The 13,382-nt window shown below is 46.8% G+C and carries 13 protein-coding genes, 1 tRNA gene and 1 other annotated feature (1 of these 15 only partly in view); all 14 genes read right to left on the bottom strand.

The features are described 5' to 3' along the window. Window positions 1-108 (bottom strand) — a binding site (T-box leader) (it extends 145 nt beyond the left edge of the window). Window positions 109-125: 17 nt separating this feature from the next. Continuing rightward, on the bottom strand, window positions 126-1,031 hold the full coding sequence (gene ilvE / locus LCM00_RS05220) for a branched-chain-amino-acid transaminase (protein ID WP_224898568.1): 906 nt from the start codon (window positions 1,029-1,031) through the stop codon (window positions 126-128). A 229-nt stretch (window positions 1,032-1,260) separates the two neighbouring features. Further along, window positions 1,261-1,452: a hypothetical protein gene (locus LCM00_RS05215; protein ID WP_224898566.1), complete on the bottom strand. Its 192-nt coding sequence runs from the start codon at window positions 1,450-1,452 to the stop codon at window positions 1,261-1,263. 742 nt (window positions 1,453-2,194) lie between these two features. Then, window positions 2,195-2,271: transfer RNA gene (locus tag LCM00_RS05210), tRNA-Arg, on the bottom strand. 163 nt (window positions 2,272-2,434) lie between these two features. Beyond that, window positions 2,435-2,959 (bottom strand): metallophosphoesterase, encoded by a 525-nt coding sequence (locus LCM00_RS05205; RefSeq protein ID WP_224898564.1) that lies wholly within the window; start codon window positions 2,957-2,959, stop codon window positions 2,435-2,437. Next, window positions 2,952-3,566, bottom strand: a complete 615-nt coding sequence (locus LCM00_RS05200) for an XTP/dITP diphosphatase (RefSeq protein WP_224898561.1) — start codon at window positions 3,564-3,566, stop codon at window positions 2,952-2,954. The genes LCM00_RS05205 and LCM00_RS05200 overlap by 8 nt, the downstream gene beginning before the upstream one ends. A gap of 19 nt (window positions 3,567-3,585) precedes the next feature. Then, on the bottom strand, window positions 3,586-4,329 hold the full coding sequence (gene rph / locus LCM00_RS05195; protein WP_148977143.1) for a ribonuclease PH: 744 nt from the start codon (window positions 4,327-4,329) through the stop codon (window positions 3,586-3,588). A gap of 118 nt (window positions 4,330-4,447) precedes the next feature. Next, window positions 4,448-5,521 (bottom strand): GerMN domain-containing protein, encoded by a 1,074-nt coding sequence (locus tag LCM00_RS05190; RefSeq protein WP_224898559.1) that lies wholly within the window; start codon window positions 5,519-5,521, stop codon window positions 4,448-4,450. A 350-nt stretch (window positions 5,522-5,871) separates the two neighbouring features. Further along, window positions 5,872-8,031 carry a DNA helicase RecQ gene (gene recQ, locus LCM00_RS05185; protein WP_224898557.1) on the bottom strand — a complete coding sequence of 720 codons (2,160 nt, stop codon included), beginning with the start codon at window positions 8,029-8,031 and terminating at the stop codon, window positions 5,872-5,874. A gap of 244 nt (window positions 8,032-8,275) precedes the next feature. Beyond that, on the bottom strand, window positions 8,276-9,076 hold the full coding sequence (gene racE / locus LCM00_RS05180; RefSeq protein ID WP_224898555.1) for a glutamate racemase: 801 nt from the start codon (window positions 9,074-9,076) through the stop codon (window positions 8,276-8,278). Window positions 9,077-9,086: 10 nt separating this feature from the next. Continuing rightward, the gene (locus LCM00_RS05175; protein WP_022544251.1) at window positions 9,087-9,548 is read right to left on the bottom strand and encodes a MarR family winged helix-turn-helix transcriptional regulator; all 462 of its coding nucleotides are present in this window, start codon (window positions 9,546-9,548) and stop codon (window positions 9,087-9,089) included. A gap of 228 nt (window positions 9,549-9,776) precedes the next feature. After that, a complete protein-coding gene (gerE, locus tag LCM00_RS05170) occupies window positions 9,777-10,001 on the bottom strand; it encodes a spore germination transcription factor GerE (protein ID WP_009796032.1) in 225 nt (74 codons plus the stop codon). A gap of 260 nt (window positions 10,002-10,261) precedes the next feature. Beyond that, entirely contained in the window at window positions 10,262-10,726 is a 465-nt protein-coding gene (locus tag LCM00_RS05165) for an acyl-CoA thioesterase (RefSeq protein WP_224898553.1), read from the bottom strand. A gap of 122 nt (window positions 10,727-10,848) precedes the next feature. Continuing rightward, entirely contained in the window at window positions 10,849-11,610 is a 762-nt protein-coding gene (gene sdhB, locus LCM00_RS05160) for a succinate dehydrogenase iron-sulfur subunit (protein ID WP_009796030.1), read from the bottom strand. A gap of 3 nt (window positions 11,611-11,613) precedes the next feature. After that, entirely contained in the window at window positions 11,614-13,374 is a 1,761-nt protein-coding gene (gene sdhA, locus LCM00_RS05155) for a succinate dehydrogenase flavoprotein subunit (protein ID WP_224898551.1), read from the bottom strand. Between the last annotated feature and the right edge of the window lie 8 nt (window positions 13,375-13,382).

Below are 13,382 nucleotides of genomic sequence, written 5' to 3'. Positions count from 1 at the left end.
GGCGCTCTGAGGGGAGTTCATGATGCGGCAGGAATGCCGGCTCTCAGCCTGCCCGGCTCTCTGTAAATCCTGATCCGCAAAACTACTTATCCTCATCCGCGCTTTTAACATATAGTGATATTCTGTCAGCTTACATGGGGTTCAAAATGCTTCGATGCTACTTTAACACCTTCTGAAACCACTCTTTCCCGGAACTTCACCAGAAGCTCTTTTGTATGTGCCCCCGGATAGCCTTCACCGATTGTCCGTCCGTCCACCTTTACGACTGCAATGACCTCGGCTGCCGTCCCTGTAAGGAATACTTCATCCGCCGTATAAACATCGTGCCTTGTGAAAGGCTCCTCCTTCACTTCATAGCCAAGCTCCCTGGCAATTTCCATGACCGCATTGCGGGTAATCCCTTCAAGCGCCCCGACGTATCCCGGAGGCGTATAAAAGCATCTATCCTTGATGATGAACACATTGTCAGCCGAACCCTCCGCCACATAGCCCTGATCATTCAGCATAAGCGCTTCACTGACATTTGCCAGGCGGGCCTCAATCCTTACCAGGACATTGTTCAAATAATTCAACGACTTAACTTTAGGGCTTAATACATCCGGCCTGTTCCTTCTTGTCGCTACAGTGACAATCTCCAGCCCTGTCTCATACAATTCTTTCGGAAAGATGCTCAGGGGCTCTACAATCACTACAACATTTGCTTTTTTGCAATTGTAAGGGTCCAGCCCGAGGTCGCCCACTCCCCTGGAAACAACAACCCGGATGTAGGCATCTTCGTACGAATTCTTTTCGACAGTGGCAACAATGATATCTGTCAGCTCATCCTCCGTATACGGCATTGTCAGTAAAATGGATTTAGCTGAACGATAAAGCCGGTCCATATGCTCCTTCATCCTGAAAATATTTCCGCTGTATACCCGGATCCCTTCAAAGATGCCGTCTCCATAAAGGAAGCCATGGTCATAAACGGATATTTTTGCATTCTCTTTCGTCACAAACTCCCCGTTTAAAAATATCAATTGCTCAGACACGAAAAACACCTCTTCGATTTAATGTATACACGCTTTAAACGGTTGAAATGACAAGTTAAAAAAATATAGGTTCCACGCTTTCAGTTCCGGTGTGGAGCGGTTTGTTTTATTATTTGAGGACTATCTTACGCTCATTTTTTTTGGGAGTCAACACCATTTTCAAGAATTATTAGATAATTTAGATTTATCAGATATATTGAATGCGCTTTCATTGCTTGTATATATGAATTTATTCAGCCAAGAAATTTTTTATTTTATTTTTCAATCCCTTTATCCGGATAATCCTCTCTTTTATAGCATCATAGAGTGATCTGTGCTGGGGATATTCTTTAGAATGCTTTTTCAATATAAAGATGCAGCATTTAGGATTTAATGGCGCATTTTCAATGAGCATATAATATAGAAGAAACCTGTTAATCATGTTAGGTTTACTAACACATAAAGAAGCGCTTTCATTTGGCGGGAGGTATAATATTTAGCTGCAGTACTGAGTACTTTTATAAACTCTGTAACCTTAATAGGATAAGAGACAGGTTTTCGAAGAAGAACAAAAGTGTAAGTGCCTTGAATACAAAAAACAGACCCCGTCCTAGGGCAATTTTTCAGCATAATGAACAGCTTCCCTGGGGGCATCGATACATCTTCGGCAGGAAAAGGAGTGAGTCATGCATAGTAAGAGGGCTAATCGATGCATGACTGGCAGGAAAAGGAGTGAGTCATGCATAGTAAGAGGGCTAATCGATGCATAACCGGCAGTAAAAGCAGAGACTCATGTATAGTAAGAGGCTTATTCTATGCATGATCAGCAGGAAAAGGAGTGAGTCATGCATAGTAAGAGGCTTATTCTATGCATGAGCGGCAGGAAAAGGAGTAAGTCAGGTATAGTAAGAGGCTTAATTTATGCATGACCGGCATTAAAAGGAGTGAGCTATGTATAGAAGGAGATTAAATCTATGCATGAACCGACATGAAAAGCAGAAACTCATGCATAATAAGAAGTCTAATTGAAGCATTACCGGCAAATCTTTTTAGAAAAGAGGCTGGTAACCCCGAGAACCCAGCCGCAGCGGCTGGACACGGATCAACGATTTATTATTTCCTTAACGACAAAAAAACCGCTATTTGATAAAAATCAAACAGCGGTAATATAGGTGTATGTAGTATGGCGTCCCAGGAGAGATTCGAACTCCCGACCGACGGCTTAGAAGGCCGTTGCTCTATCCTGCTGAGCTACTGGGACATTATTTTAATAAGTTATCTCGAAGACATTTTTTATTATAGTAGACAAATAAATGAAAGTCAACAGCTTTTCAGGAAAAATATAATAAACCTGGCATCATTTTTTCCGGCAATATACATCTGCTTATTGCAGGAGGGGTTTCCCCCCCCTACAATAAACGGATTCATGCCCTTTCCGGAATCTGAAAAGTCTGTGACAGCTTTTCAAGCTTTCCGGCTTCAAAGTCATATATATCCACACGGATCTCCCTATCTGCCGTTTCCAGCAGGAGATAGGTCCTCTCATAGCGCCCTCTCGGCAGCCTCAGGCTCCCCGGGTTCAAAAACAGCCTTCCATCAATCATTTCTGCCCCCAGCTCATGCGAATGTCCGAAGCAGATGATGTCTGCTCCTTCCTCCTCGCCTTTATACTTTAGCTTCATAAGGCTGCTCTTCACTCCGTACAGATGGCCATGGGTAACAAAAATCGTCAAGCCTCCAAGGTGTTTGGCAAGCTGGTCAGGATAGGCATCATCATAATCGCAATTTCCCCTTACTCCAGCAAAACCCGACATAGCCGGATGTCCGGCAGGCAGCTCGGAATCCCCGCAGTGAATCATAAGATCAGCATCTTTTCCATGCTTTTCAGCGAGCTGCGCAACTTCCTCCTCCAGCCCATGGCTGTCGCTTACGATCAGTATTTTAGCCATTGGCTCCATCACCTTTAAAAAGGGTACCCAGACTGTTTTCGAGCTTTTCAAGGGCCTTGGCCCTGTGGCTGATCTGGCTTTTCTCTTCAGGTGGGAGTTCTGCCATGCTTTTATTTTTTTCAGTCACGAAGAAAATCGGATCATAGCCAAATCCATGGCTGCCCCTTTTATCAGTCAGAATCCTGCCCTCACACGCACCGGAGACTGTGTAAGCTTCCTTGCCTGGCACCGAAACAGCCAGGGCGCAATAAAATCTGGCTGTCCTCTTTTCTTCCGGAACACCTTCAAGCTCTGCGAGCACCTTTTGCATATTTGCTTCATCACTTTTCGCTTCGCCTGCGTATCTTGCCGAGTAGATGCCCGGACGGCCCTCAAGGGCATCGATCATAAGGCCGGAATCATCGGCAATGACGATTTTTCCAAAGGCTTTAGAGACAGCCTCAGCTTTAAGGACTGCATTTTCCTCAAACGTGCTTCCAGTTTCTTCAATATCCTCAAATTCAGGAAAGTCGAGAAGGGTTTTCACTTCATAGCCCAGCGGCTTGAACATCCGGCTGAATTCCTTCGCTTTCCCCGCATTTTTCGTTGCAATAATAACTTCCTGCACAGTTTTCATCTCCCTGGATTTACTTTGCGATCTGTGAGCTGATTTTTTCGCCGAGCACTTGCTTTTGGATATCAAACAGCCTGCCTACGCCTTCTTCCGCCGCTTTTAACAGCTCTGTCAGCTGACTCGCTGAAAATGTTGCTTCTTCTCCTGTACCCTGCAGTTCCACAAATTCGCCATTGCCTGTCATGACAACATTCATATCAACTTCAGCCTTGGAATCTTCGGCATAATTAAGGTCAAGGACTACCTGTTTGTTTGCAAGGATCCCCACACTTGTAGCTGCAAGGAATTGCGTAATCGGGAATTTTGACAATTTTTTATTGCTATACAGCTTTTCGACAGCAATGGCCATTGCGACAAATGCACCTGTGATGGAAGCTGTCCTTGTCCCGCCATCGGCCTGGATAACATCGCAATCCAGCCAGATTGTTCGTTCACCAAGTGCCTCAAGATCAACGACTGCCCTTAATGCCCGTCCGATCAAGCGCTGAATTTCCATTGTACGCCCTGTGATTTTCCCCTTTGCGGCTTCACGGATATTCCTTTGCTCTGTTGCCCGGGGCAGCATGCTGTATTCAGCCGTAATCCACCCTTTTCCTTCGCCTCTCATGAATGGAGGCACCCGCTCGTCGATGCTGGCTGTGCAAATCACCTTTGTATTGCCCACACTGATCAGTACAGAACCTTCAGGATGCATCAAATAATTCGTTTCAATATGTATCGGCCTTAACTGCAGCTGTTCACGCCCGTCTTTCCGCATATTCATTCCTCCTTAGAACCTGTTCCGGCTGTCTGTAACCGGAATCCAATAAAGAAGAGGCGGCAAATAATTGCCAACCTCTATCCTTGTCATTATATAGTATATCAAAAAAGTTTTTTTAAAAACTACCTGTATTCACATTTTCAGGCCGTGTAACCGGTTCTGTCAGTTTTTCCCCATTTTCGTCTACCAGCTCTGCCTTCCCATTTACAGTGACCGCCACACTTTCAATGCCCTTTTGTTCAGTCAGGGACAGCACTAGTGAATTAAGCAGGTGCTGGGATATGATTTTTTCTTCAAAGCTGCCATAAACGGATTCATTGAAATCCAATGTTGCCAGCCCGTTTTCAATCTTAGGGTCGCCAAGAAGCTCAACCTCAGGCATGAAGTCTGTAAACAGGTTGGAAGTAAAGCTCGGGCCCTTGACGAGCTCCTTTACTACCGCTTCAACCTGGTTGTCTTCCTGGGCGCTGATGCGCTTTGTCACCGGTACATAATAATAGGCGCCTTCTTCACCGCCCAGGTAATAAACCGTCAGGGATTTTGTATTGGAAATATCCACCGCATCGGAAGTGTCCATATTGATGCCCTTTGACCTGGACAGGGTTTCGCTGATCGGCGTCCCGTTTACAGGCATTTCTGTCAGTGCATGGCCATTCATCTGGAGCTTTACTTTCTCGATCGAATCGAATTGTGTGAGCGTCCAGGTAACAGACTCCAGGATTTTTTCTTCATCCTCAGCCTGATAGTCCCCGAACTCTTTCGAGAAATCAACGGTTGCCACCTTATCTTTCACATTTACGCTTAATTTTGTATCTGCAGGAAGGACGGCCCGGAAGTCATTGGGCAGCATATCGGTAACAGGCCCATTCTGCACAAGATACTCAAGTGCCTGCTTAGCGACCGAGTCTGTTTTTGGCAGGGAAAGCGTCTGCGGCACGACATAGCCGTTTTTATCGACCAGGTATAACTCGGTCTGGACAGTCCCCGCAACCTCTGCCTCTTCACCAGCCTGCTCCGCTTCAGTTCCAGCCGTTTCCTCAACAGCCGTTTCACCATCTTCTGTATAGCTGACCTCTTTCGGAGGATCAATCTTTTCTTTTTCCCCGATCCCGAACAGCCCGCATCCTGATAAAAGCACAGAAGAAGCCAGTACGGCTGAAACCATTGTTGTCTTTTTATTTATAGACATTAAAATCCCTCCCAGAACAGTTTGTACTACATATATACGAGCCTTCCGGAAAAATAGACCCATGAGAGAAAAAAAAATAGGACAACTGAAATGTGGAAGCGGCTTGCCCAGAGCCGACAAGCATAAGACGCGCAAGAATAAAAGGCGTTCTTTGTCTTTAATTCTTGCGCGGCTTATGACTCGAGGCTCTAGCCGCTGGAGCTGGACAACTGAAATGTGGAGGCCGCTTGCTTTGGTTTAAGGATCGCAGGCTAAAACCGCCACGTCCTGTGGCAACGTCCGCATGACCCGCTTTCTGCCCAGCACAAACAAGCAGACCCCATAAAGGCCTGCTTGTTTTATCACACTTATCATGAAGTGACGGCTGCTTCATTCTTAACCAGTACTGCTTTGATTGTAAAATAGTCGGTTTCATCCCCGAGGAGTTCTTTAATGGGCTTGAGTTTGGTATCCCCGCTTTCATCAAGCGCCTTCAGGACTTTCTGCTCCAGTTCCTCATCAAACAGCTCAGACCAGTTGAAAGGATTTCCCTCAGCCGCTGCCCGGAGGACATGGTTCTGGACGGTCACTAAAGAAAAGCCGCGCTGCTTGGCAATCTCTTTTATGCCCATTCCCTCCATATAGTGTTTGTAGGAAACCATATAGCTTGGCTCCTCATCAGCCTTGAGCCTGTCCGCCTGTTTTTCCTCTTTTGGCGGGAGGGCAGACGGCGGTTCAATATTGTTTTCCTGCATATATAATTTAATTTCTTCAGCGAACATACTTCCGTATTTATCATACTTCATCTGCCCGACGCCTTTGATCTGCAGCATAGACTCTCCATCAGCCGGGTAATACTTGCTCATTTCGCGCAATGTGCTATCAGGGAAAACAACATATGGCGGGATTTTCCCTTGTTCAGCCACCTGCTTCCGCAATGCACGCAGCCGCTCAAACAGGTTATGGTCCCCTTCAGCTTCGGGCTTCTGTTCGATCGCCTTTGTTTTGCGCATCATGATCGTTTCCTGTCCCTTAAGAACCCCTTGGACCCTTGATGTCAGCATGATCACCGGATATTTACCATCTGTCAGGCTGAGAAAGCCTTCAGCAAGCAGATAGTTAATAACAGCAGCAATTTCTTTTTCCGCACGATTCCGCATCAATCCATAGGTAGACAACTCATTGAATTTCATGTCACGGATTCTTTTATTATTGGAACCTTTCAGCACTTGTGCTGTCAGACTCACGCCAAAGCGCTCACCCATACGTTTTATGCATGAGAAAATCATCTGTGCTTCAAGTGTAATATCTATCTTCTCTCTGTCATCAATGCAATTGCTGCATTTTCCGCAGCGCCTTTCATCGCTTCCATGGTCGAAGTACTCAATGATGTAGGATTGAAGGCATTGCTCTGTATGGCAGTAGTTCACCATCCGGTTCAGCTTGCTGAACTCAAGCTCCCTGTTTCGGCTGTCCAGGCCGGTTTCCTCTATCAGGAACTTCTGCAGCTGGATATCCTGCTGGGCGAAAAGAAGGATGCACTCACTCTCCTCCCCGTCACGCCCGGCCCTGCCGGCTTCCTGATAATAGGCCTCAATATTCTTCGGCAGGCTGTAATGGATGACAAACCTGACATTTGATTTATCGATCCCCATGCCGAAAGCATTGGTGGCCACCATGATGTCTGTCTGATCATGGACGAAATCATTCTGGGCCGTTTTTCTGTCTTCCTCATTCATGCCGGCATGGTAGCGTGAAGCGGGGATATTTTTCCCCTGTAAAAATTGCTGCAGCTGATCGGTTTCCTTGCGGCTCGAGGTATAGATAATCCCCGGCTGCCCTGGATGCTTACGGATATAGCTCGCAATGAATTCTCTCTTATTGACCCCTTTGGCCACTTTAAAAGCAAGATTTTCCCTCGCGAACCCGGTAATGAAAATATCTTCGTCCCTGATCTGCAGCAGCCCGCAGATATCATTGGCAACATCCTCTGTCGCAGTGGCCGTCAGCCCCACAAGAATTGGTCTGCCGTTCAGCTGTCCAAGCGCCGGTATGATGGAACGGTAGCTCGGGCGGAAATCATGTCCCCATTGGGAGATACAGTGCGCTTCATCGAAAACAATCATCGAAATATCGATGGAATTCAGCAGATGGATGAATCCAGCGGAATCAAACCGCTCTGGCGCAGCATAGACCAGCTTATACTCTCCATTCCGGATCCCTGAGGTCCTTTCCATCAGCTCCTGCTGTGTGAGGCTGCTGTTTATGAAAGTGGCGGACACGCCTGCTGCAAGCAATGCGTCTACTTGGTCCTTCATTAAGGAAATGAGCGGGGAAATGACGATGGCGGTGCCAGGCATCGCTAGTGCGGGAATTTGAAATGAGAGGGATTTTCCTCCTCCTGTCGGGAGGATGCCAAGAGTATGGCGGCCATTCATGACATTCTGTATGATTTCCTTTTGGCCATTACGGAAGGTGGAATAGCCGAAATATTGCTTTAGCAGCTTTTCCGCTTGTTCTATCAATATCATCACCTTTTTCTTTTAGAGATACTAGAATTGTACCATTATCGGAAGCCTTATGCCTTTATTTCTGCTATTAACTTTTGGCTTTGTTAAACATTGCTGTTGATTTTGGGCTCATTTTAGCCAAATATTCAGCTGTGCTGAAATGCGTGTGAAACAAGGTTTCACACACACAAGCCCAAAATTAACAAGGTACACTAACACAGTCTAACTTGAAAAATATGAACAGCAAAAGCCCCCAAAAAGGAGGCTATGCTTCCAGCTTTATTTTTTCAATATGGTCAATGGGCCTTTGCAGCCATTGGCCCGCAATCTTCGTAAAAATGCTTATGGATCCTGTTGCAAAATATTTATGGACAGGCTCGTCCGCACTTTGATTGAGCAAACCTCTGTAGTCGAGTATGGTGCTGACTTCCCTTGCGGTTTCTTCACCTGAGCTGATTACTTTCACACCCGGACCCATGACATTTTTTATCAAGGGTTCAAGCAGCGGATAGTGCGTGCACCCAAGGATCAGTGTATCAAGATCTTTGTTCCTTAAAGGCTTCAAGGTTTCAGCAACAATTTTCTTGGCTACCGCACTCCCGTATTCCCCGCTTTCCACAAGCGGGACAAATTTCGGGCAGGCCAAAGGTTTCACACATACCTTCCGGTTGATTTGCTTAAGGGCCTTTTCATAAGCTTTGCTGTTGACCGTACCAACCGTGCCGATGATTCCGATCTTATTGCTTTTGGATACCTTTAAAGCCGCCCTTGCCCCGGGATAAATGACCCCAAGAACAGGGATAGGGAGCTTTTCCTGTATTTCCTCAAGCACGACCGCAGTTGCCGTGTTGCAGGCTATCACAAGCATTTTGATATCCTGAGTCAATAAAAACTCAGTCATCTGCCATGTAAACCGCCTTACTTCTTCAGCCGTCCTCGGCCCGTAGGGGCACCGGGCAGTATCCCCCAAATAAACGATATTCTCATTTGGCAGCTGCCTCATGACTTCTTTTGCCACTGTCAGGCCGCCGACTCCTGAATCTATGATCCCAATTGGTTGTTTCAAACATACCGCCTCATTTTTCGCGCATATCTTGGTGTAATTGCGTTAAGTTGTTCTTCAGTACGGTTACTTCGTCCTTGGAGAAATTCTTGAGAACCTCGCGCAAGTAAATCTGCCTCTTGACGATAACCTCTTCGATGATCCGCTCTCCCTCCGGCAGCAGATGGATGCGGACGACCCGTCTGTCATTCGGGTCCTTCACCCTCTGGACGAGCTCATTCTTTTCCATTCTGTCCACAAGGTCTGTCGTTGTACTGAAGGCTAAATACATTTTATTAGAAAGCTCGCCGATTGTCATGTCCCCTTCCTCATGCAGCCACTGCAGGGCAACAAACTGTGGGGGCGTAATTGTATAATTGCTTAAGATTTCCCGGCCTTTTTGCTTAATGATGCCGGATATGTAGCGAAGGTCTTTCTCGATATCTGCAACAATATCAATCGTTTCTTTTATGTCTTTATTATTTCCATGTGTCATCCCATACAACTCCCATTTAAGCAATTCCAGTCTATATGCAGGCGGAAAGATTGCAGCTCTTTGCTTTATTGTCTACTTTTTTCATCCAATTTTCAAGATGGAAATCCAGGCAATGCAAGAAAATGCGTCAATTCAGCAGTCTGAACATCCTGCCGGCACTCTCTGCCCTGCAAATATCTCCTCTGCAATATAATAACCGGCAACCTTATCCAAGATTGCCGGCCATAATCAAAGTTCTAGCTCTCCCATTCGAAGGAGCTCTACAACGGCTTGAGAACGCCCCTTAACGCCAAGCTTTTGCATAGCATTTGAAATATGGTTGCGAACCGTTTTTTCGCTAATAAATAGTTCACCAGCGATTTCTTTCGTTGTCTTGTCTTGAACTAATAGCTCGAATACTTCTCTTTCACGTTTGGTGAGTAACGGCTTGTGAGTATATTCGTTCTCCTTCAAGTATTGTAACCCTCCTTGCCTTCGCCAGCTATGAACCGCGGGATGGGTATATATTTAGTCACCATATCATATGTAATCTGTACTGGCGGAGTGACTGCAATTCCTGGAAGGAAAGATTATTTTTTCCAAAAGGGCTATTATCTTGTTTAGTTGGAGGTCCGCGCCATACAGCCACATGATTTAGGATTCATGCTCCATACACCTGCTCCCCCAATTATATGCAGCCATAGGAGCAGGTGTGAATGAACCTGCGCCAGGGCTCAAGCGTTGATGGTCTTTCCGGCTGAAAGAAGATTTCTCATTTCCTCTGTCCAGGGTACGCCTTTTCCCGTTTTCCTGGATATTTGCACGATTGTCCCCCTGCCCGCAAAGCAGACTGCTCCATCTTTCCTTTTTGCCATATAATGAAGATCTGCTGAAGACCGCCCGATGCTTTCTGCTTTTACATGGATGCTCAGGCTTTCATCGAAAAATACCTGCTTGAGGAAATCGCACTGCAGATCGGCTACAACAGGAATCGTTTCGTTATCAGGCCTCACCCATTCCTGCATAAAGCCGATGCTCTTGAAGAATTCTATTCTTGCTTCCTCAAAATACGTAAAGGGAATTGTGTTATTCAAATGGCCAAACATATCTGTTTCTGAAAAACGGACCTTGACAGGGTGGGAAAACTCAAAGCTTTCCTCCCAAGCCGCAAAGTCATCAACATAATTCATTTTACTCATGACGCTGCCTCCAATAATGAATGAACATTCAGTCGTTTTATATCATTATAATTTCTTTCGCTCCGTTTGAAAACATTAAATGAATAAAAACCCCCTTTCAGCGTGAAAGGGGGTCTGTTCTATTAAGCCTGATCGCTTCCGAAGAAGCTTCTGAATGACTGGATCGTTGTATCCCGGTTCAATGCTGCGATTGAAGTTGTCAAAGGGATTCCTTTCGGGCAGGACTGAACGCAGTTCTGGGAATTTCCGCAGTTGGCCAGTCCGCCATCGCCCATGATCTGCTCCAGGCGTTCGGATTTATTCATTTCACCAGTCGGATGGGCGTTGAACAAGCGTACCTGAGATAATGGGGCTGGGCCGATGAAATCGGCTTTGCTGTTTACATTCGGGCAGGCCTCAAGGCAGACGCCGCAAGTCATGCACTTGGACAGCTCATATGCCCATTGGCGCTTCTTCTCAGGCATGCGCGGTCCAGGTCCCAGGTCGTATGTCCCGTCGATCGGGATCCATGCTTTCACCTTCTTCAGGGAGTCGAACATGCGGCTTCTGTCTACCTGAAGGTCACGGACGACAGGGAATGTACGCATCGGCTCAAGCCTGATAGGCTGCTCCAGCTTATCGACAAGTGCTGTACAGGATTGGCGCGGCTTGCCGTTAATGATCATTGAGCAGGCGCCGCATACTTCTTCAAGACAGTTCATGTCCCATGCGATCGGCGTCGTGCTCTCCCCTTTGGAATTTACCGGATTGCGGCGGATTTCCATCAGCGCTGAGATAACATTCATATTCGGGCGGTAAGCCAGTTTGAACTCTTCTTGATAAGGGGCTGAATCAGGCGAGTCCTGCCGGGTGATTTGAAATGTAACTGTTTTGTTTTCAGACATCGTTTATTTTCCCCCTTTCTTCTTAGTGTAATCACGTTTACGAGGCTTGATCAGGCCTGTATCTACTTCCTCATAATGGAATTGAGGAGCTGAGTCAGGACCTGCGAATTTAGCCATAGTCGTTTTCAGGAACTCATCATCATTACGGTCAGGGAATTCCGGTTTATAGTGCGCCCCGCGGCTTTCATTCCGGTTATAGGCACCAATGGTGATGACCCTGGCAAGCTGCAGCATGTTTTGAAGCTGGCGTGTGAAGACAGCTCCCTGGTTGCTCCATTTTGCTGTGTCATTGATATTGATATTTTTATAGCGTTCAAGCAATTCTACGATTTTCTCATCTGTTTTCAATAGCTTATCATTATGGCGGACAACCGTTACATTATCTGTCATCCATTCGCCCAGCTCTTTATGGAGAACATATGCATTCTCTGTTCCATCAAGGGACATGATGCTGCTCCATTTTTCTTCTTCCTGTTTGACAAACCTGTCGAAAACGGAAGAAGAAACATCTTCTGCACTCTTTTCAAGGCCAGCGATATATTCGAGCGCTTTCGGACCTGCAACCATACCGCCGTAGATGGCAGACAGAAGGGAGTTGGCGCCGAGGCGGTTTGCACCATGCTGGGAATAATCGCATTCCCCTGCCGCAAATAAGCCTGGAATATTTGTCATCTGATCATAATCTACCCACAGTCCGCCCATTGAATAGTGTACGGCAGGGAATATTTTCATAGGGACCTTGCGAGGGTCATCACCCATGAACTTTTCATAGATTTCAATGATTCCGCCAAGCTTGATGTCAAGCTCTTTAGGATCTTTATGGGATAGGTCAAGATAAACCATGTTCTCGCCATTTATGCCAAGCTTCTGATTCACGCAGACATCGAAGATTTCCCGTGTTGCGATATCACGAGGCACCAGGTTTCCGTAGGCAGGATATTTCTCCTCCAGGAAGTACCATGGCTTTCCGTCCTTATAGGTCCATACACGGCCGCCCTCACCGCGCGCCGATTCGCTCATCAGGCGCAGCTTGTCATCCCCCGGGATGGCAGTCGGGTGGATCTGGATAAATTCACCGTTTGCATAATAAGCTCCCTGCTGATATACGATCGATGCAGCAGACCCTGTGTTGATGACAGAGTTGGTTGATTTACCGAAGATGATTCCCGGGCCTCCGGTTGCCATGATCACGGCATCCCCTGAGAAGGACTTAATCTCCATGGATGTGAGATTTTGAGCAATTACCCCGCGGCAAATACCTTCATCATCGACTACAGAGCCGAGGAACTCCCAGCCTTCGTATTTTGTAACAAGGCCTGCAACCTCGTGGCGGCGCACCTGCTCATCCAATGCGTACAAAAGCTGCTGGCCGGTTGTGGCGCCCGCAAATGCTGTACGGTGATGCTGGGTTCCGCCGAAGCGCCTGAAGTCCAGCAGTCCTTCCGGTGTACGGTTGAACATGACGCCCATGCGGTCCAATAGATGGATGATCCCCGGCGCTGCTTCAGTCATGGCCTTTACAGGCGGCTGATTGGCAAGGAAATCTCCCCCGTAAACCGTATCATCGAAATGCTCCCAAGGTGAATCTCCTTCACCCTTTGTGTTGACCGCTCCATTAATACCGCCCTGGGCACAAACAGAGTGAGAACGTTTAACCGGGACAAGAGAAAACAATTCAACCGGAGTCCCTGATTCTGCTACTTTAATTGTTGCCATCAAGCCGGCCAGTCCGCCGCCGACAACGATTACTTTTCCTTTACTCATCATGGCTC

Origin of the sequence: Bacillus infantis (genome assembly GCF_020171945.1) — a bacterium.
Taxonomy (GTDB): Bacteria; Bacillota; Bacilli; order Bacillales; family Cytobacillaceae; genus Bacillus_AB; species Bacillus_AB infantis_A.
Note: the sequence above shows the minus strand (reverse complement) of the source record. Positions and strands in the feature narration are given on the sequence as shown.

Bases quoted from the DNA above. Each gene is read 5' to 3' on its own strand.
- LCM00_RS05215 (WP_224898566.1), bottom strand. From the start codon at position 1,452: ATGATTAACAGGTTTCTTCTATATTATATGCTCATTGAAAATGCGCCA.
- LCM00_RS05205 (WP_224898564.1), bottom strand. From the start codon at position 2,959: ATGGCTAAAATACTGATCGTAAGCGACAGCCATGGGCTGGAGGAGGAA.
- rph (WP_148977143.1), bottom strand. From the start codon at position 4,329: ATGCGGAAAGACGGGCGTGAACAGCTGCAGTTAAGGCCGATACATATT.
- LCM00_RS05190 (WP_224898559.1), bottom strand. From the start codon at position 5,521: ATGTCTATAAATAAAAAGACAACAATGGTTTCAGCCGTACTGGCTTCT.
- recQ (WP_224898557.1), bottom strand. From the start codon at position 8,031: ATGATATTGATAGAACAAGCGGAAAAGCTGCTAAAGCAATATTTCGGC.
- LCM00_RS05175 (WP_022544251.1), bottom strand. From the start codon at position 9,548: ATGACACATGGAAATAATAAAGACATAAAAGAAACGATTGATATTGTT.
- LCM00_RS05165 (WP_224898553.1), bottom strand. From the start codon at position 10,726: ATGAGTAAAATGAATTATGTTGATGACTTTGCGGCTTGGGAGGAAAGC.
- sdhB (WP_009796030.1), bottom strand. From the start codon at position 11,610: ATGTCTGAAAACAAAACAGTTACATTTCAAATCACCCGGCAGGACTCG.
- sdhA (WP_224898551.1), bottom strand. From the start codon at position 13,374: ATGAGTAAAGGAAAAGTAATCGTTGTCGGCGGCGGACTGGCCGGCTTG.